The sequence below is a fragment of the Bradyrhizobium sp. IAR9 genome (assembly GCF_013408065.1).
GTDB lineage: Bacteria > Pseudomonadota > Alphaproteobacteria > Rhizobiales > Xanthobacteraceae > Bradyrhizobium.
On sequence record NZ_JACBZW010000006.1, the window covers coordinates 210,160 to 228,342 of the forward strand.

Annotated in this window: 21 protein-coding genes; 1 reads left to right on the forward strand and 20 read right to left on the reverse strand. The window is 62.9% G+C overall.

The genetic code is table 11. The features are described 5' to 3' along the window. Positions 1–4 precede the first annotated feature (4 nt). The 14 genes from GGD67_RS18425 to GGD67_RS18490 form a co-directional block, all read right to left on the reverse strand. Entirely contained in the window at positions 5–3,220 is a 3,216-nt protein-coding gene (locus GGD67_RS18425) for a DUF4815 domain-containing protein (RefSeq protein ID WP_179734793.1), read from the reverse strand. Next, entirely contained in the window at positions 3,220–3,918 is a 699-nt protein-coding gene (locus GGD67_RS18430; RefSeq protein WP_179734796.1) for a hypothetical protein, read from the reverse strand. The genes GGD67_RS18425 and GGD67_RS18430 overlap by 1 nt, the downstream gene beginning before the upstream one ends. Then, a complete protein-coding gene (locus GGD67_RS18435; protein WP_179734798.1) occupies positions 3,902–4,753 on the reverse strand; it encodes a hypothetical protein in 852 nt (283 codons plus the stop codon). Before GGD67_RS18435 ends, GGD67_RS18430 begins: the two co-directional genes overlap by 17 nt. Beyond that, positions 4,753–5,610 carry a baseplate J/gp47 family protein gene (locus GGD67_RS18440; protein WP_179734799.1) on the reverse strand — a complete coding sequence of 286 codons (858 nt, stop codon included), beginning with the start codon at positions 5,608–5,610 and terminating at the stop codon, positions 4,753–4,755. The genes GGD67_RS18435 and GGD67_RS18440 overlap by 1 nt, the downstream gene beginning before the upstream one ends. Then, complete coding sequence (locus tag GGD67_RS18445; RefSeq protein ID WP_179734801.1) at positions 5,610–6,023, reverse strand: GPW/gp25 family protein; 414 nt, start codon at positions 6,021–6,023, stop codon at positions 5,610–5,612. Before GGD67_RS18445 ends, GGD67_RS18440 begins: the two co-directional genes overlap by 1 nt. A 57-nt stretch (positions 6,024–6,080) precedes the next feature. Further along, complete coding sequence (locus GGD67_RS18450; protein WP_179734803.1) at positions 6,081–6,911, reverse strand: phage baseplate assembly protein V; 831 nt, start codon at positions 6,909–6,911, stop codon at positions 6,081–6,083. 2 nt (positions 6,912–6,913) lie between these two features. Beyond that, positions 6,914–7,333, reverse strand: coding sequence for a hypothetical protein (locus GGD67_RS18455; RefSeq protein WP_246790829.1), 420 nt, complete (start codon positions 7,331–7,333; stop codon positions 6,914–6,916). Positions 7,334–7,442: 109 nt separating this feature from the next. Further along, the gene (locus tag GGD67_RS18460; protein WP_179734807.1) at positions 7,443–7,796 is read right to left on the reverse strand and encodes a hypothetical protein; all 354 of its coding nucleotides are present in this window, start codon (positions 7,794–7,796) and stop codon (positions 7,443–7,445) included. Further along, on the reverse strand, positions 7,796–8,239 hold the full coding sequence (locus GGD67_RS18465) for a hypothetical protein (protein ID WP_179734809.1): 444 nt from the start codon (positions 8,237–8,239) through the stop codon (positions 7,796–7,798). Before GGD67_RS18465 ends, GGD67_RS18460 begins: the two co-directional genes overlap by 1 nt. Before the next feature lies 1 nt (position 8,240). Next, positions 8,241–9,299, reverse strand: coding sequence for a major capsid protein (locus GGD67_RS18470; RefSeq protein WP_179734811.1), 1,059 nt, complete (start codon positions 9,297–9,299; stop codon positions 8,241–8,243). A 38-nt stretch (positions 9,300–9,337) separates the two neighbouring features. Then, positions 9,338–9,700: a head decoration protein gene (locus GGD67_RS18475; protein WP_312013739.1), complete on the reverse strand. Its 363-nt coding sequence runs from the start codon at positions 9,698–9,700 to the stop codon at positions 9,338–9,340. Positions 9,701–9,711: 11 nt separating this feature from the next. Continuing rightward, on the reverse strand, positions 9,712–11,043 hold the full coding sequence (locus GGD67_RS18480) for a S49 family peptidase (protein ID WP_179734813.1): 1,332 nt from the start codon (positions 11,041–11,043) through the stop codon (positions 9,712–9,714). Then, entirely contained in the window at positions 11,040–12,656 is a 1,617-nt protein-coding gene (locus GGD67_RS18485) for a phage portal protein (protein WP_312013740.1), read from the reverse strand. The genes GGD67_RS18480 and GGD67_RS18485 overlap by 4 nt, the downstream gene beginning before the upstream one ends. Next, on the reverse strand, positions 12,653–12,859 hold the full coding sequence (locus GGD67_RS18490; RefSeq protein WP_179734815.1) for a hypothetical protein: 207 nt from the start codon (positions 12,857–12,859) through the stop codon (positions 12,653–12,655). The genes GGD67_RS18485 and GGD67_RS18490 overlap by 4 nt, the downstream gene beginning before the upstream one ends. Before the next feature lie 247 nt (positions 12,860–13,106). On the opposite strand from GGD67_RS18490, the gene coaD reads away from it, so the two are divergent. Further along, entirely contained in the window at positions 13,107–13,601 is a 495-nt protein-coding gene (gene coaD, locus GGD67_RS18495) for a pantetheine-phosphate adenylyltransferase (protein ID WP_179734817.1), read from the forward strand. Positions 13,602–13,739: 138 nt separating this feature from the next. Here the strand turns inward: coaD and GGD67_RS18500 are convergent, their stop codons facing one another. From GGD67_RS18500 to GGD67_RS18525, 6 genes are read right to left on the reverse strand one after another with little or no spacing between them, the layout of a single operon-like run. Further along, the gene (locus GGD67_RS18500; protein ID WP_179734819.1) at positions 13,740–14,012 is read right to left on the reverse strand and encodes a hypothetical protein; all 273 of its coding nucleotides are present in this window, start codon (positions 14,010–14,012) and stop codon (positions 13,740–13,742) included. A gap of 15 nt (positions 14,013–14,027) precedes the next feature. Next, the gene (locus GGD67_RS18505) at positions 14,028–15,974 is read right to left on the reverse strand and encodes a phage terminase large subunit family protein (RefSeq protein WP_179734821.1); all 1,947 of its coding nucleotides are present in this window, start codon (positions 15,972–15,974) and stop codon (positions 14,028–14,030) included. Continuing rightward, positions 15,974–16,159, reverse strand: coding sequence for a hypothetical protein (locus tag GGD67_RS18510; RefSeq protein WP_179734823.1), 186 nt, complete (start codon positions 16,157–16,159; stop codon positions 15,974–15,976). The genes GGD67_RS18505 and GGD67_RS18510 overlap by 1 nt, the downstream gene beginning before the upstream one ends. After that, positions 16,146–16,730 (reverse strand): terminase small subunit, encoded by a 585-nt coding sequence (locus tag GGD67_RS18515; protein WP_179734825.1) that lies wholly within the window; start codon positions 16,728–16,730, stop codon positions 16,146–16,148. Before GGD67_RS18515 ends, GGD67_RS18510 begins: the two co-directional genes overlap by 14 nt. Before the next feature lie 2 nt (positions 16,731–16,732). After that, on the reverse strand, positions 16,733–17,314 hold the full coding sequence (locus tag GGD67_RS18520) for a deoxynucleotide monophosphate kinase (protein ID WP_179734827.1): 582 nt from the start codon (positions 17,312–17,314) through the stop codon (positions 16,733–16,735). After that, complete coding sequence (locus tag GGD67_RS18525) at positions 17,311–17,880, reverse strand: HNH endonuclease (protein ID WP_179734829.1); 570 nt, start codon at positions 17,878–17,880, stop codon at positions 17,311–17,313. Before GGD67_RS18525 ends, GGD67_RS18520 begins: the two co-directional genes overlap by 4 nt. Positions 17,881–18,183: the final 303 nt, after the last annotated feature.

Sequence of the window (18,183 nt, forward strand, 5' to 3'; positions counted from 1 at the left end):
CCTATTAACCCGTGGTGGACTTGACTGCGACGGCGCGGATGTTGCGAGCGTTCGAGCGAGCGGCGGGTCCGCCACCGATCTTCACGTAGGCTCGCGACACCGCCAGATTGACGTGGTCGAGCATGTACTGGCGCTCTTCCCAGCCGTCGCCGAGCGGCGTGGCCTTTTCGAGCGTCAGCGCATTCGATGCCGACCACACCGGCAGGCCAGCGTTGACGCCGGTCTGGATTTTCGCCTCGATGGTCGAGTTGCCGGGCAGGTAAACGTCGAGGATCAACCGGACCTTCGAGTCAGTGCCCGCCTCGAAGGCGCGCGTGATGTAGTCGCCGGTCGGCTGGATCGCGCCAGCGACGACCTGAACGTAGGGCAGCATGATCGGCCAGAGGTTCGCCGAGCCCTTGACGCGGAGACGGACCTTCAGCGTGCCGGTGATGGCCTGGGGCAGCGAGACGTTCACGGCCGGGGCCGTCACATACTTCGACCCATCGGGGGCCTCGAACTCGATCTCGATAGCCGTGCCTTCGGGGCGCTCGGCCGCGAGCAGCGGCATCAGGTCCGAGCAGGACACGACCGGCAGATCGCCGACTTCGATGGTCTTCACGGCCTGCGCGAACTTGGCGCAGCGCAGACGGAAGCCGAGCGAGCGGCCGGGCTTCGGCAGCCAGGTACGCGAGTCCGAGCCGTCGAGGAAGGTGCCCAGCGGGAAGGCGTTGGAAGTCACCCAGCCGTTGATCTGATCGAAGCCGCCCAGGTCGGCGATAGCGACCGAGTGCGTCGGGTCTTCGGTCAGAAGCGTGATCGCGTAGCTGCGATCCTCGCGCAGCGTGACGGGGCGTTCGAACGCGGCGAAGGTCCAATCGCTTTCGACGCGCGGAGCGACCGAGAGCGGGTCGATCACCTTGACGGTGTTCATGTCAAGGATGCACTCCGCGACAACGCGCTCGGTCGGAAGGCCAAGCTCGACCTCACGGATTTGGACCCGTACCGGCTTGCTCTTGTCGCCGACCTTGGTGAACTTCACGTCCACGCCGAGCGCCTGCCGGGGCTCGCTCAGACGGAAGGTCTGCGCAAGCGGATCGGCGCTGTACCAATAGGTGGTGACGACGGTGCGTTCGTTGGTGACGGTGGTCAGCCAGCCATAGGCCGTATAGAGCGCGTTGGCGGACGAACCGCCCATGCCCTCGAAGGCGACGTGCTTCACGCCGACCGGCACGTTCGCCGGAATCTGGAACGCCGAAGTCAGCGTGCCGTTTTCGTCGGCGCGGATCGTACCCGCCGGGGTCACGTCGATGTCGTCGAACGTCACCTTCTTCAGGACTTCGTTATAGCCCCACTTGTGGATCGTGAAGCCGACCGACCGCTGGCGGATGGTCTCTTCTGCCGTCGTCGCGCTGTTGACGATGCGGTCCGTGGTCTCGGTGGTGGTGCCGATCAGCGGGCCAGCGGCGAAGTTGGTGCGCTGCCACGCCACGCGCGACGTGAAGACCGAGGTCCAAACGTCCTGCGTGTCGGTCCAAAGATCGACGGACGGGTTGAGCGCGACATCGGTCGCCGGGGGACCGAACGAGGCGTAGGGGTTGATCTTCGACTCGCCGGTGATCTGGCGCTGCTCGAACACGTTGTCGAACGTGTAGGTAAGCGCCGTGTCGGCGGGCATCGTCGTGACGGTCGGAATGATCGGCAGCCAGAGCAGACCGCCGAAGATCGCGCCGGTCTGCGGGAGGCCCTGATCGCGCATGTCGTCGTCGAGCAGCGGATCGACGAACACGCCGCGCTTCGAGGCGACTTCCTTGCGGTCCACGTCACGTTGAAGCCGCTCTTCCGCGACCAGCGCGTAGAGGTCGCTGACCATCGTTTCGAGGCTGCGCAGATCAGCGAACGGCATGCGGACAGTCGCGACCTGCTTGATGGTCGGGACAAGACCCCAATTGTTGTAGACATCGGCGAGCTTGTGCAGCGTCGGCGCGACGGTCGTCGGCTGCGGCGCGTAGAGCGAGCTAATGCCCTTCAGGTAGGAGATCGCGCCTTGCTGATCGACCACGATGGCGTCATAGCGCGGCAGCTTGGTCTCGTACTTGATGAAGGCGGTCGTGTCGTCGGCAGCGCCGGTGATGTTGAAGCCATCGCGCGTGATGTTGGTCGGCTCGGCGTTGGTCAGGTAGCGATACGTGACCTGATAGGTCGAGCCGGGCGCGACCTCTGCACCGCTCGGCGACCAATCGACGGCCGCGCCGGTCAGCTTGTAGTCGGCAGTGGGCGCGTAGACGGTCGCGCCCTGCTTGACCTCACGGATCGAGAGCACGGTCGGATCGGGCAGCGTGTCCGACACGCCGGTATAGGTGCCGTGGGTCAGCGTCACCGTCTTCTCGGCGATGATCGTGACTTCCTTGATCGAGGCGATGGGGGCGAAGCGGACCTTGATCGTCTGCGTGCCGGAATTGACGGCGTGCGGTTCGTCGTCGAGCAGCATGATCTCGGGCTCTTCCGTCACGCGCAGGCGCGCGGAGGCAGGCCGGGTTCGCTTGTAGCCCCAAACGTTGATGGTGCCTTCCGAGATCGTGAAGTTCTGCTTGCCGTTCTCGTCGAGCCCCAGGGCCTTGACGTTGAAGCCCTCCACGACATAGCCGCCGTGCGCCTCGCGGTCATAGCGCGCGAGCAGGTTCGCCCAGGCGTCGTCCATGCCCGGTTCGTTCGGCGTGTCAATCGTGCCGTCCTTGACGGTATAGATCGGGAAGAAGTCGCCTTCCTCGCCGTCGCCCTCGAAGCCCCAGCGACCGAGCATCGCCAACGCCGAAGCGCCGGGCTCGCCCTGCGCGCGCGTACCGGGGGCCTGCCCCTTCAGGGTCGGGTCCTGCTCATAGGTCACGGTGAAGGTGCGCAGGCGAATGCCAATGACGACCGTACCGACCGCCGAGATGACGAGATTGCGGGCTTCGATGTCATGCACCGCGCCGCGAATGTAGACCTTGGCCGCCGCCAACTGCGCCTCGACGGTCGCGTTGATGATCGGCCCGAGCACGATGGCACCGCCGCTGACCAGCGATCCATCGCGCCAGAACGCATCGGCGACACCCTTCAGGCGGTTCGCTTCGATGTCCTGAATGATGTTGATTTCGTTCGAGGTCAGGAAGCGGTCGTAGTGCGCAGCGAGACGCTGATAGCCCTTCGTTTTGTCGAAGGTGTTGATGTAGGCCGGAAGTTGGTCGCGAGCGTCTGCCATTAGATCACCAGAACGTATGAGAATCCCTGCCGCTCACTCGGGGAGCGAACCTTGCCCGCGAAGCGGTCGAGCAGGAGCAAGTATCCCGGTTCGGCGACCTGATCGGGAGTCAAGTACAGTTGCCCTTCAGGCACCCCGGCCTTGCGCGTGCCGTCCACGAAGATGCCGACCTCGCGGATCGTTTGATCGGCCGCTTCGAGGTAGTCGAAGAGCACGCTGCAATAGAGGTAGCGCGTCGCGGTGGTCGAGATCGTCCACCGCGCGCCGCCGGGCGTGCTGATGTTGCCGTTGTCGTCGGGAACGACGAACTCGACCGTCGAAGCGATGCGCCGACCCACTTCGTTGACCAAAGCGGTCTCGCCCGATCCCAGGGCGGGCGTGCCGTACTGAACCTGCGCCTGGACGGTTGCGCCGGGCGCGATTTGGCCGCCGTTGACCCGCGTTACCGCGCCGGTATTGGCATTGAACGTGAAGTCGCGCGGCGCCTCATAGGTCAGCGCGTTGCCGGTGTCCTTCAACGTGAGCGCAGAGATCGGAGTGTGATCGAGCGTGAAGCGCTCGGGCGATCCCGAGAACGTCTCATTCTTGATCTCCGTCTGACCCCACCATGCGTCGCCTCGCCCCCAGGCGAAGAACATCGTGCGAGCTTTCAGCGCGGCGGCGAGACCTTCGCGCCCGCTATTAACCAGAAGTGCCATCGGGTCCTCCGTAAATCGTGAACTGTTCAATGTTGGAATAGGTGACGCTCGGCCACGGCGCGCGCGGCCACGGCATCAGAACGTCCTTTGCGAAGTCGATCTGTTCGCCCAAGAGCGAAGCCTGAATGGCAACCACGGAAGGCTCGACAACTTCGCCGTCGAGCATCGAGCGGTCGAGCACGAAGCCTTCCTCGAAGCGCGCGACGCCTTCGACCGACGTGAAAACACCGCCGTCCATCTCGACGTTGAAACTAATCTCTTCGCCGTGCCGCGCCCCAAAAGAGAGCTTCGGCTTGATGCCCGGCAGATACACGCCGGACCAATCGTCGAGCATCGCGCCGTCGAGACGCATCATGTCGAGCCGAATCGGCCGGATATCATAGCCGCCATAGATGCGGCCCAGGACGCTCGACGCCTTCTTCGAGAGGTTCGCCAGCCCGATCAGGTTGAGCAGCGTGTCTTGGTCGGGGCGCTCCGTGAGACCGATCTGGAACAGGCCCCAGCGCACGGCCTCGTGGTCGCCGCGCTCATAGAAGCCGTCGAGACCGAGCCAATCGAAGACGATCTCATAGGCTTCCACGCGCCCACGGAGCGTCTGCCATCGCTTGCCTTCCTTGTAGAGGCGCTGATGGTCGTTGACGAACTCGGCCGCGTCTTCGAGCCCCCAATGGCGCAGCAACCACGGCAGAACGTCTTCGGGGATCACGTCGAGATAGCGCACGTCGATGATCGACTGCACCAACGCGGCGTAGCGCGAGCGCGAGTCGATGGTCTGCACAACGGACCGCTGAAGCGGCGTCGTGTTGCGCGGGACGATGTCGATCAGCTCGGTCATCAGTAGGACCGACCCTTGAAGTTGAGCTTGACCGTGCCGAGCGCCACGGCCTCATTCGGCTCCGCTCGCGTGTAGTCGTCGGCTGCGGGCGTGATCATGACGATCCGCCGGACGCCGGACGTGCGCAGGGCCGCGATCACGAAGTCGGCGGTGAAGTCCCAGCCCAGGCGGCGAGCGGCGGCGAACTCGGCCTTGAGCCGGTCTTCCGCCGCCTGCATCTCGGTGACGGGCGCTTCAGGAAGAAGCCAAATGTCGGCCTCCACGTTCACAACGCGGATCACCGCCGGGATGACCTCGACATGGTCGTTGTCGCCCAGGACAAGCGGATCGTTCAGCGCGGCGGTCACGACCGCGAGCAGATCGTCGCTCGGGACGCCGTTGCCTTCGGTGGACAGGATCGAGACCTTGACCCCGCCCATGGCATCGCCCGTAACGCCCACGTCGGCCACACGGAGCGGGTCTGCGGCGAAGGCGTACCTTTTGTACCAATTGTCGGTGAAGCCGCCCTGACCCTTCTTACGCTCACGCAGACGCCGTCGCAGATCGTCGATGGTCTCGCCATCGGCCTGGGTCATGCCCCAATCGCTGGCCTGCGCGATCAGGTCCGCGCCCTGTCCGAAGTCGAGTAAGGTCGCTCGGAACGTGTCGTTCAGAGACGTGACATAGAGCAGATCGCCATAGGCAGCATGGCGACAGAAATTGTTGATCGGGTCCGACCGCAGCATGTAGGTGTCCCAATCAAGACCGGCAGTCTCAAGCAGGCCACGCATCTGCGCAACGCGAGCGTCAAACAATGCCTGGAACGCGGGCTCGCGCTCGATGACGGGCAGCGGCAGGTTCGGGAGCGGCGCGTCCATCAGACGTAGCTCCCGACGACAAGGTTGTCAGAAAGGACCACGCGGCCACGCGCATCTCGGGCCTCCGAATAGTCGCCGAGATGGCCTCGCGGGTAATAGATGCCTTCGATGTCGAATTGGGCGTTGCCCTGATCGGTCATGTCGGCAAGCTCCATCTGAATGATGCGGAAGCGCGGCTCTTCGGCCATCAAGGATTCGGGGCTCTTCCGATTGATCGCTTCCGGCACGGCCGCGTAAAAGTCGATCAGCGTCACCGGCGACACGGCATGGTCAACAAGGCGCGGCATCTTCGAGCCGAAATCGCGGGCCATAACGAGCGACTTCAGCGAAGTGCTCAGAATGGTCGCAATCGACTGCCAGACATCGTCGATGCCTTCGAGAGGCTTGCCGGTGTTGAGGTCAATGGTCGCCATAAGGCGCACCGTGCCGCGTAGGCACGGCCGCTTACAGCCTGATCCGGTCGCCTATTGTCAGCCCTTCTTCGCGAAGGTCCTGAGCGCCGGGATGTCGCTGACGACTTCGACCTTATCTTGCGGGCGCTCGCTAGTATCTTCGAGGCCCAGGAAGGTCGCGGCGGCGACTGCGAACACGTCGGCCTCATGGAGAGACTGCCCGGTCTTCGTCTTGATAGTGTCTTCCGCCTCGATCTCGGCGTTCTCTTCCATTTCGACCTTGAAGTTCTTCGCCGTGAACGTGATCGTGCCGTCCTTCATGACCATCTTGCAGCCCGAGCCTTCGAGCGTGATCGAACCCTTGTTCTTGATGCCCTTGATCAGCCAATCGCCCGTGTTGCGGTCATAGCTGATCTCGCCAAGGATTTCGTCCTCGCCTTCCTCGCCCTCGCCGCCTTCCTCGCCGCCGCCTTCGCCCTCGCCGCCTTCGCCACCCTCGCCGTCGTTGCTCTTCGGCTTGTTGAAGATTTTGCGCCAGACGCCCGCCTTGTCGGTCGTTTCCTTCTCGTCTTCGTTCTCAGGCGTGTACGTGCCCGCCGGATAGACCTGCGCAGTCGCAAGCTCGCCGCCTTCGGCAAGCAGCACGACCTTCTCGCCCTTCTCAAGGAAGTGCGTCTCGCGGTCGCCCTTCGCGCGCATGCCGCCAGCCGGGAGCCAATCCGTGATGTTGTGATTGTCTTCGTCGTTCTCGTCACCGATCAGGACGCGGTAGGCCGGGGGCTGCCGCTTGTAGTCCACTTCCTTGATCTTGCCGAACTTGACGACATCCTGCGCGCGCCGGTCGATGTCCGACGCTTCGGGGTCAGCAACGCCGCCGGTGCTCGCGGGATCGCGGAGAAACTTGACCATGATTACCTGCCCGCCAGAAAGTCCGCCATGTCGGCGTCGAGATTGTCGGCCGTCGCGCGCGGACGCCATGCGGTCCGATAGATGACCTGCCAAACGAGGCCGATAGCGCCAATGGGCCGCTTGACCTGCTCGGTGATCACGTCGATGTCGGACTCGAGCAGGCGCAGGCGAGCGGACTCGAATCCGGGGATCACGAAGCCCTCGAACGCGGCTTCCATCTGCTCTGCGATGTCGTCGAGCTTGTCGTCAACGGTCTCGCCGCCGAGCAGCATCGCTTCCGTGACAAGCGTCAACTCGCGCTCGATATAGGTCGCGTCGCCCTCGACCCCGTAGTCCTTCTCGGGGTTGTACTTCTCCATGCGCGCGTAGACGAGAATGGCCGGGCCATCCTCTTTCAACTCTTCCTCGCTCACGGGAGCCATGCGGCTCGCATACACGCGGCTCTGCGCGTCCGTGCGGTACGCGCCGTCAACGCTATCAGCAAGCCGGGTTCGGAATGCGTCGCGGATGCGCTTGCGAGGATGGGCCATGTCAGTCGTTCGCCATGAGCAAGAGCAAGGTCAGGCCGGTGCCGTCCGGTCGCTTGTCCTCGATCCGATATTCTTGGCCCTTGATCGTCAGCTTCTCGCCCTTGCGACCGCCCTTATTCAGGTCGGACGTGCGGCAGAGAAACGTCGGGCCGGTTGACGTGACGCTCGCGCCCATCTGCATCTGAAATTGCGTCCCGTTCCAACGGTTCGGATTCCAGTTGCTTCCTTCGTCGTCGAACTGGCCGGGGATGTCCTTCGGCTCGACGGCTGGATCGCGGCTCACATAAGACGCCTCAACCCCGAACTCTTCGGGGTTGAGGAAGATCAGGAGATCGTTGTCGGTCTCGACCGGCATCACACGCCCGAAGCGCGCAAAGCCAGAGCAGCGTCGATTTCGGCGTCGGTGACATCGAACCCGACGATCTCTTCAATCGGCTTCTGCTTCGGCTTGCCCTGACGAGCGCCGGACTTGAAGAAGTCCTTCTTTTCGTCGAGCAGGTCGATGGCGGACGCGATGTCCACGACGCGAGTGCTCGCGCCGTCCGTCTGATGCGAGGCGGGAGGGACTTCATCAGCGGACGGCGCGTCGCCGGGGGCATCACCGGCGGACTCGGAGCCAGCGAGCGTGCTGGCCGAATCCAGAGCGATCTCGGCCACGGCCGAGACGACACCTTCAGCGAGCTTGACGCGAGCAGGCCCGAGGGCTTTCGCTTCATTCTCGCTCATTTCGATGGGCGTGCCGGGCGGAATATACCTCCCGTCACGCTTGATCGTTACGAGGCCGCGATACAACGGCATCTTACTTCACCTTTGCGCCCAAGGTGCCGTTCACGCGGTAGGGCGCGATCAGCGGGGCGGACTGGCCGAGGATGTACCGCACGGACGGGTCCTCTTCCTCCCAGGACTTCACGAAGAAGTCGCGGGCCTGGATACCGGCCTTCAGGTCCATGATCGCGCCGAAGTGACGGACGCCCTCGATCTCGCGCGAAGCCATGACGACTTCACCGGCCGGGAGCACTTCCTTTTCCAACCCGTCGAGCGGATCGATGTACTTGTCGGCGTGGACCCACAGGCGATAGTCGCCGAACACGGCAACCAGACGCACGCCGGGGGTGATCAGGATCGGGCCGAGAGAGGCACGGGCCGACTCCAGCGTTTCCTTGGTCGTGTCGATCTGAAGGCGCATCGCCCGGCCGACTGCGTCGGTGTCGGGGGTCGCCATCTTCTCGCGCACGGTCTTCCACACGTCGCTCGCCATGAACACGTCACGGCAGGTCAGCGCGGAGGCGTCGAAGATCATCTGACCCCAATCTTCGATGTCGTTAAGCGGGTTGACAGCGGCGTTGTCCCACTTGTCGGGGCCCGTCAGGACGATGCTCAGTTCGGCTTCGCGCTCGAAGTCCACGACCTGCTCGGGATAGTCCTCGCCCTTCAGAACGAGCTTGCCGGTGCGCAGAACTTCGGCCGACATGACTTCGAGGCGGCGAATCCACATCTCCAACTGCTCGTTGACCGCGAAGCCGACCGACGCCTGAAGGCGCTGCTCGGGGGTCAGCGTGCCGCCGATCTTCTCGCCCGCACGGCGCTTGAACTGGCCGGACGGCTTGAAGACGCGCTTGTCCTTGATGTAGGCGGGCGCGAGCGACTGAGTCTTGTAGCCAGCTTCGCGGATCACCTTGCCCGCGACGACGGGCGAGACGAGCGGCGAGATCAGGCGGCGGCCCTTCACCTTGTCGAACTTGACATCTTCGGTGTCAGAGGTCTCGACGGTGGTGAAGAAGGTGTTGAGGAAGAACGCCGGGTTGAGCGGCAGTTCCTCGACAACACGGTTGAGGGCGGTGGTCGAAAAGAGGTCCATAGTAGGGCTTCCCGTTGCTTTCTTCGAGGTTGTCTCGGTTAGCCCATCGGCTTAACGAGCCAGATCGACTTCGTGCGGAAGACCGCATCCACCGATCCGAGGGTGTGTCCGGCACCGAGGATCAGCTTGTCCTGATCGACTTCGCCAGCGATGTAGACGATGGCCTCCACGTCAGCGGCGGTCGCATCGACCGACTCACTCAGGATCGCATCGGGGACCTGCGAACCATCGTTCGCGGCCAGGATGGACTTCAGGTACTTCTTGTCGGCCGTGACCTGACCGAGCACAGTACCCTCGCCGAGCACGCCTGCGCCCGACTTGATCGTCACCTTGCGCGCGCGGTGATGACCGAGCATGAGCATGCTCGGGACGTATGCGCCTTCGTTCTCAAACTTCGCCACGTTGAGGCTCCTTACTTGCCGGTCGCGAGCTTCATCGCGCCGAGAATTGCGTTAGCGGCGGCTTCGTCGCCCTGCGCCTGTTCCTGACCGGCAGACGGAGCGACGCCAGCGTTGGCTTCGGTGTCCGACTTGATGTCAGCGGCGCGCTCGGTGCGCTTGGCCTTTTCAGCGGCTACGATCATGGCCGAGAACTCATGAGCCGAAGAGCCCGTTTCGATAGCCTTTGCGGCAGCGGCCTCGTAACCCGGCAGGGTCAGGCCCATGATCTCGGTGACGCGCTTGCGCTCGACAACGACGGGATCGCTGGCGGCTGCGGCTGCGGCTGCGGCGGCTTCCTCTTCGGCTTTCGCCTTGGCGTCGGCATCCGCCTTTGCCTTGGCATCGATCTCGGCCTGCATTTCAGCGCGAACCTGCGCTGCGAACGCAGCCTTCTCTTCTTCGGTCATCTCGACTTCTCCACTTTGGCCGTGCGCGGCCGGGTTAAAACCGAAGGAAGCCTTCGGACTTTCGCCGCGAGCCAAGCTCGCGAGAACCTGTTCGAACGTCGCGACGCCATCGGCCATCCCGGCATCCACCGCCGCCTTGCCGATCAGGACATCGCCCTGCCCGAAATGTTCGAGTGCATGTTCGACGCTCACGCCGCGATACTTCGCGACCGTCTCGACGAACACGGCGGCCATTGCGTCAACGCGCGCTTGCACGCGGTCGCGGCCTTCCTGGGTGTTGATGTCCACGCGCTTGTAGGGCGACTGCGAAGACACAAACTCGATGGTCTTGATGCCGCGCGCCGCATCTTGCGCGGAAGTGTCTCTGTAGCCCGCGACGACGCCCATCGAACCGAGCGCAGCGGTCGGCCCGATCAGGAACTCGTCCGACGCGGTGCCCAACCAGAACGCAGCGGAGGCCGCCTGATCGCCCGCATAGGAGAGGATGCGCTTACGGCCGCGCACTTCGTTGATGGCCGTGGCAAGCTCCGCAACGCCAGCGGCTTCGCCCCCAGGCGAATGGATGTTGAGCAGGATCGCAGTGATCGAAGCGTTGTCCATTGCGGCCTGAAGGTCGCGACGCACCGTCTCGTAAGCAGTCGCGCCGCAGAACGTCGTCATGAGGTTCGCGCGCTTGAACAGAGGGCCAGCCACGTCGATCACGGCGACGTTGCCGCGCCGGGTCGCACGGTCCGCGCGCTCAAGCTCTTGGCCGCGATAGGCTTCGAGCATCTGCGGCGTGATTTGGTTCTCGCGCGCGGCGATCTCCATGATCTGGCGCAGAGCGACTTCTTCCATGGCCCAATTCGCCGTGAGAGCGGCGTCGAAGATCAGCGGGTTGCGAACGTTGACGGTCATTGCTTCTTCTCGGGCTTCTTCGGCGTCGGGGTCTCTTCGTCGTCTTCGCGGTTCTCGCTCACGTCTTCCTTGACTTGCGAGCCCATGCCGGACGGCGCGAGGATTTCGGGTTCGAGCTTCGCAGCCGCGCGGGCCTGATGCTCGCGGGCGCGCTGCGCCGTGGTCTGCTCGAAGTCGTCGCCACCGCGCTCGATGATGACCTGCTCGATGGTGCGTGCGCCCAGGCCGACCGCTTCAGTCTCGGCCTTCCATTCCTTGAGCGGGTCGAGGATGATCCGCGCGGGGCCGATCCACTGAGCGCCGAGCCAAGCTGCACGCTTCACGGGATCGTTGAAGAAGCCGGGAGCCTCAATCAGGCCAGCGTTGATCGCGTCGGTCAGGAACCACTCGTAAACGGGGACGCAGAGGTTGCGGACGAGCCAAATGCGGCGGTCGCGGAAGAACTGCGCGGCCATCTCAAGCGACGCCCTCGACGCGCTGTAGCTCGCCGTGAAGTGCATCATGAGCAGTTCGAACGGGATCGACAGCGCGACGCCAATCTGCCTCACGACGGATTGGAAGAACGGATCGAAGTTCGCGGTGTTCGCAGGCTGCGCCGTCTGAATCTCTTCGTCGGTGCCGATGTCAACGATAGTGCCAGGTCCCATCGTGACATCGTTCGCGCCCATGCCGGGATACGCGCCCTGAATGGCCGGTGCGATCCCATCGTCGCCCTGGGTCTTCAGGAAGACAGTGAAGAACGAAGACACGACGGCCTTCATCAACTCGGCTTCGCTGTAGCGGTCGAGTTGCTTCAGGATTTCGATGACGGGGGCAAGCTGCGGAATGCCACGGTTCAGGCCGGGGCGCATGCGCTCGAAGATATGGAGCACCATCTGCTCGCCGGACTTCTTGCCGAAGGCCGGGACTTCCGTGAAGCCGTTGATCGTGTACGTGACGCGCTCGCCGGGGTGCTCATTGAGCACAAAGTAGCTGACCGGCGCGCCGTCTTCGTCGATCTTGACACCGTCGCGGATCAGGTAGTCGCCCTGCAACTCGTTCGGCGTTCCGACGCGATCGGCCTCGACCACGTTGAGCGCGAGCGGCACAACGGCGTTCGGGCGCTTCGGCGTGCGGCGCAGGACGAACGTGTCACCGGATTCGAACACGGCGTTGAAAACGAGGCCCTGAAGCTCATAGAAGTTCTGCGTCAGGGTGATGTCGCAGAGCTTGGACTGCGCCCAAAGGTCGAACAGCGTCTCGGTCTTGCGCTCCCACAACTCGGCGGCTCCCGGCGAGAGGCCGAGCAGCTTCGGGTTCAGCTTCGAGCGAACGCGCAGGCCGGTGCCGACGACGTTGCTCTTCGAGGTTTGCTTCGCACCGGCGGCGATGGGGTTGTTGCGGCCGAGATCGCGCGAGCGGCTGCGCAGCGCCGGGAGATCGCCCAGCGAGTCGGAATCGGCCGAGCCGGGATGCGTCTTCCACGCCTTCAGGGCCGCACGGTTCGACTTCGCACCGGCATATTGGCCCATGTAGTTGAGCGAGAGGCGCGCATGGTAGCGGCGCGTCGCGAAGTTGGGCGCGACCCCCGCCAGAAAGCGGTCAATCAGAGTCGGGGCGACGGGCTTAATCACAGCGGGATCACCCGCTGAATGCGGAGACCGCCCCGCTTGGCGCGCTCAGCCTGCTTTTCGAGGCGCTGAGCGCGTTGATCGAGTTGGCGCAGATCGGCGCGCCAAAGCTCACGATCCTTGATCGTGTAACGCTGACCGTTCTGCTCGACCGTGTTGATCGAGGTTAGGGTCTCTTCAAGCTGCTCTTCGACGGTCTTTGCCATGACCCGAAGCTACGGGACATGGCTCGCTCGCAAGAGATCGTTCCGATCTCCCTTAGCGTGACCTCAATTCGTGCGGGCTTCCGCTTTCCGGGGCTGACCGGAAATGTTGAGCTTATCCAGGGTCTTGCCGCTTTTGACCACAGCGGACTCATGAACGCCCCTAGCATGATAGCGAGCTACAGCACATGATATAGGTCGGGTGGACGTGTTTTTGAGGTAGCAGATGTGTGTAGTCGAGGAGAGCAGGATGCGGATTGCGCTCTACCCGGGGACGTTCGACCCGGTGACCAATGGGCACCTCGACGTGATCCGCCGGGCCGCGGCATTGGTTGATCGACTAGTGGTGGCTATTGGCATCAATCCCGGCAAGAAGCCGCTATTTTCGAGCGAGGAGCGGATCGAGATGGTGCAGGCGGTGATCCTGCCAGTGGCGGCTCAAGTTTGCTGTGAGATTGACTGCATAACCTACAATGATCTGGTGGTGACCACGGCGAAACGTGTTCACGCCTCGATTCTGATCCGGGGCTTACGCGACGGCTCCGATCTCGACTACGAGATGCAGATGGCGGGAATGAACGAAACTATTATGCCAGAGGTAAAGACCGTATTTCTCCCAGCATCGCCGATGATGCGCCCCATCAAAGCAACCTTGGTGCGGCAGATCGCGGGAATGGGCGGCGACATCTCCAATTTTGTTCCGGAGCTTGTGGCCTCACGTCTTAGGATAAGGTTTGCGAAGTGATCGCTCTCGGCCGCTGTAGCGGCTTTCGCAAAGGAGGTGTCCAAAACGGCACAAGTGGCCCATCTTGGACATTCCTGTCTATGCCAACGACCGTCCGCTTACAGCGCACAGCCGGAAGTTTGTTGCCGAAAAGACCACCTAGCGCGCTCGCTTTGGCGTGTCTTTGAAGATCACGACATCGTCCGGCGGCACTCCACCGGCGAGATAGATGCGCAGAAGCATCTCAATCGTGCCGGACACGGCCGATTTGCCCTTTTCCATGTTGTAAACATGGTCGGTGCCGTGGTCTTCGGACAAACCGAGGGCGCGCACAAGCTCTTGCGCCGTCAGCGGGCCGCCGCCCGGCTTCCACATCTGGCCCAACTTGATGCGGGCGGCTCGGACATCGTCCTTGGTCATCATGCTTTTCATCTAGCGGCTCATTTCTTAAGATTCAACGCCACGACTGCGGATGCGACGCCGGCCAGGGGCGGCCTGCGGAGGCGCAGGAGCCGGTTCATCAACCTGAACGGACGGTCGCGGCGCAGCATTCAGCGCATTTGCAGCCGCCATGCGCAAAGCCATCAATCGGCGCTCCATATTGATGCCGAGCGAGAGCCGCGCCGCGATATTGTAGACGCGGAGATCGAGCGGTTCGTTGCGCTGATGGACCTTGTGCCATTCCTTCGTGACGAAGCCCTTCCTATCGGTCTTCAGCACGGCCTTTTCGGCGGTCAGGCCCTCGAAGAACTTCTTGTCATAGTTTTCGAGCAGCGGGAAATGGCAGTAGCCGGGACCGGGCTCTTTCACTTCGAGCCGCTTATAGTGCATATCCTTGGCCTGATCGACGCCCAGGACGAAGATCGTGACGTTCTTCGCCTTATTGACGGTGCCCTTCACCGGCCAGATCGGGCGGCCGGGTCCGCCGATGCCCTTAATGGCGTAGACGCGGCGAGCGATGCGCGGCCTGACAAAGTTGTACACGTGCTGCGTGAAGTGGCCGCCAGAGTCGATGCAGGCCGCTTCTACGCGCATCTCGACGCCAGACGGATGCTTGAACGTCCGCAGCAAGGCGTTATCGACGACCTCCCAAAAGCCGGGAGAGTTGGGCGCGCCATAGTGGACCTTGTAGTCGAGCGACCACGATTCATCGTCCTGGCCCCAACCGCACCACTCGATTTCGGCGCGGTCGTCCTGAATATCCACCGATCCAGTGATGCAGCCGACACCGGCCGGGAGGATGATCGCGGCGTCATACTCTTCGCGGCGGGCATAGATCGAGTCCGGGTTAGCGCGCTCGCCGCGCTCTTCCCACGTCTCCGCGAGGCGCGTGTTCACCCAAGTCTTCAGACGCTCGGGATGCTTCTTGACCAACACGAAGTCGCGCGCCATCTCGCCAAGCGCACGCCAAGGCGACGCGATACGGTTCAGATGGAAGCCCGCATGGCCCTTTACTTCCGGCTTCGTGGCGATCCACACGCCGCGCTGGATAGCCTTCAGCCGCTCGGCCTCGCTCCATCCGTGATCGCACAGTTCGCCAGTGTCGGGATCGCTGTATTCGCAGTGATAGCGCGCCGACATCGGGTCGTTGTCGGGCCATCGAACCTGCGCCCACCGCAGATGTTGCATGTGGCCGCACTTCGGGCACGGCACAAAGAACCGGCGCTGATCGCTTTCCTCATAGGAGGACTCGATGCGCGACGCGCCCTTAATGGTCGGCGTCGAAACGAGCGCGATCTTGCGATTCCAGAACGTCGTCGTTCGCTCGATGGCGAGCGAGACCGGGTCGCCTTCCTTACCGGCGCTCGCCTCATAGCGATCAACTTCGTCGCAGAGCAGAATGCGGATCGGACGCGACGCGAGCGATGCAGGCGAGTTTGCGCCCGCCATGGTGATATGGCCGCCCGCATATTTCTTGTGAAGGATCGTGTCTTCGGAGTCGCGCGCGCTGTTGCCAAGCTTCGCCGCGAGCGGAGGCGTGTCGCGGATCATCGGCGCGAGACGATCCTTCGAGTAGGCTTCGGCCATCTGCAACGTCGGTTGCAGAATGAGCATCGGGCAGGGGTCGAGATGGACGTGGAAGCCAGCCACGTTGTTGATGACTTCCGTCTTCACCGTCTGCGCCGCGACCATACAGGTGATGATCTCGATCTCGGGATCGGCGAAGGCATCCATGATGCCGCGCGACGGCTCGACCCGAGCAGTTGACCACTTGCCCGGCTCGGAAGACGCTTCCGGCGAGAGCACGCGGTATTCGTCCGCCCACTCCGAGACGGTCAACTTCGGCGGCGGACTGAAGCTCTGCGCAATAATCTCGCGGACCTGCGCACGAAGCCGAGCTTCATACGCAGCGTCCTCACGAAATTCATCGACGACGGCGACGGCGGAAGTCATTAGGCATCCGGCTTGCGCTGATATTCGGGGCAGCGCTGACGCGCATCGGTGGGCTGGTCAAAATGGATCGAGGCGGCACGCTGACACACGCCATACCACTCCCCTTCCCGTTTCCAGGCGGTGCAGACTTCGCAACTGTTAGGCGGCCACTTCATCCACGAAGGCTTGAACTCACTCGTCGTCATCTTCTTCTTCGTCCTGCTCGACAGGTTCGGACGGCGGCTCGACGTGAGGCTCATCCTCGACCGGATCATCCGCCGACATCTTGATTTCGTTCAGTGCTTCGAGGATCAGCCGCTCAACTTCGTTGACCAGCTTCTTCGTGCCTTCGGGCGCGCCGACTTCGAGTTGGATCGCAGGCCGTAGTTTGGATGGGATGCCGAGCAGGCGCGCGCGTGCGTTCGCGATCTCATTCGAGAGCACCTTGGCAACCATGTCGATGGGGCGCACAAGCTCCATCTTCGTCGCCAACTCCAACTCGGATAGCTTCGCTTTCGCGATCTCATTGCGGAGCCGCGCCTTGTCGATGGTGATCTCTTCGCCGCCTTCCTTCAGCGTCGCGGCCGTATGCGCCTTGCGCTCTGCGCGCTCACGCGCGAGCAGCCACTTCAGCACGTCTTCCGTATCGAACTCGAACTGCTTGCCACGGCCGCCGTGCGACTTGACCGGCATTCCGTTCTCGACCCATGCGGAGATCGTCGGCAGCGAATAGCCGAAGATGTCCGCAAGCTCTTGTCGGTTGACGGTCTTGCCCATGATCAGCCGATCACGTTGCTGCGGTCGGTCCGTGCGATCAGATCGGTGACGACGATGTCCATCTGCCGATAGGTGGACGCCATGTCGCCTTGGTAGTTCATGACCGAGCGATGGGCCTTCACGTCGGCCTGCGCCTTCTCGGTGCGGTGTTCCTGGGGGATCAGGCCGGGGCGGACGATCTCGACCACCCAACCGCCCATGCGGTCGATGCCTTCACCCTCATTGGCGTACCGCACGTCCTCGAAGACGACGCGGGGCGGTGCCTGCATGTAGAGCCGGTCGGTCTCGGTGCCGATGAAGAAGTCCGAGCCCATGTGATCGCGGCCCCAAAGGCCCCCGAGCCCTTCCATGGCGTGTCGGGGTGACTTGCCGCCCAGCCAGGGCGACGGCTGTTCCTTCAGGTCGCCGTCGATCATGCGCTCGATGGTGGCTTCGTCGCAGCGCCGGTAACGCAGGTAGGCGCGCAGCATGTCCTTCAGCGCGCCAGCGAACCGGCCGCGTACAAACCCGTGGTTCTCGATGAGATGGCGGGCCACGGTGGTTTTGCCGGACCCGATAAGACCCTTGAGGCCAATGACGATCATGCTGCGATTGCTCCGATTTGGAGCGATACGGTCTCAGACCGGATGTTGTCGTTCGAGGCCGTTTCGGTATCCCAAGGCTCGAACTGCTCCGCAGAAGGCGTAAGCGTGTGCTCACGTTGCAGGCGGGTCTTGATCATGTGGCAGTTGGCGCAAAGAAGCTGCGCGTTGTCGTCCTCGCCGCGCAAGATGGCGCGATAGAAGTCGAGGTTCTGCCAATTGGTGATCCCGTTGGTGCGCCGATGCACCGGCTTGATGTGATCGACCTCAAGACAGAGCGGTTCGTCGAGACCGCACCATTCGCAACGGCCGCCCAGGCAGTCGATGACAAGATCGCGGAGCTTCCGGCGATGCCGAGCATTCTTGTCTTCGCTCGGCGGGTTCTTCTTGAGGTACGCAGCGATGTTCGCCCTGAACAGGCTCATGATGCGGTTCGCGAGCTTCTGCTTTTCGATCCGATTGGCCTCCGCTGCGGGCTTCCCTGCCCGGTATTTGCGGTGGTGCTCATTCTGGCGTTCGCGATTGGCTCTACGCCACGCGCGCTTGGCTTCAGGGTCCTTGAAGGGCATCTCGGTCGCTCCAAATTGCGACCTGAAGAGAGCGGACCCCAACGGACGTGTCGGGCCCGATCCGATCTCCCATCCGGCGTAAATCCGCCAAAGTTGCCTTCGAGGGCGTTCCGTGAGCAGGCCGGGGTGTTTGGGGCAAAACATCCGCTTAAGCCGGAAAAAATCGCCAATACTTGGTTTTTACAACCGCCTGGGTCCTCCCCCGCCACAACCCATCCGAGAACAGAAACTCACTTTTGAAATTTTGTATCTGGCGGGATCGGGCGGTCGCACGTCACCCGCATGGGGGTGCCGCTCAGAAGG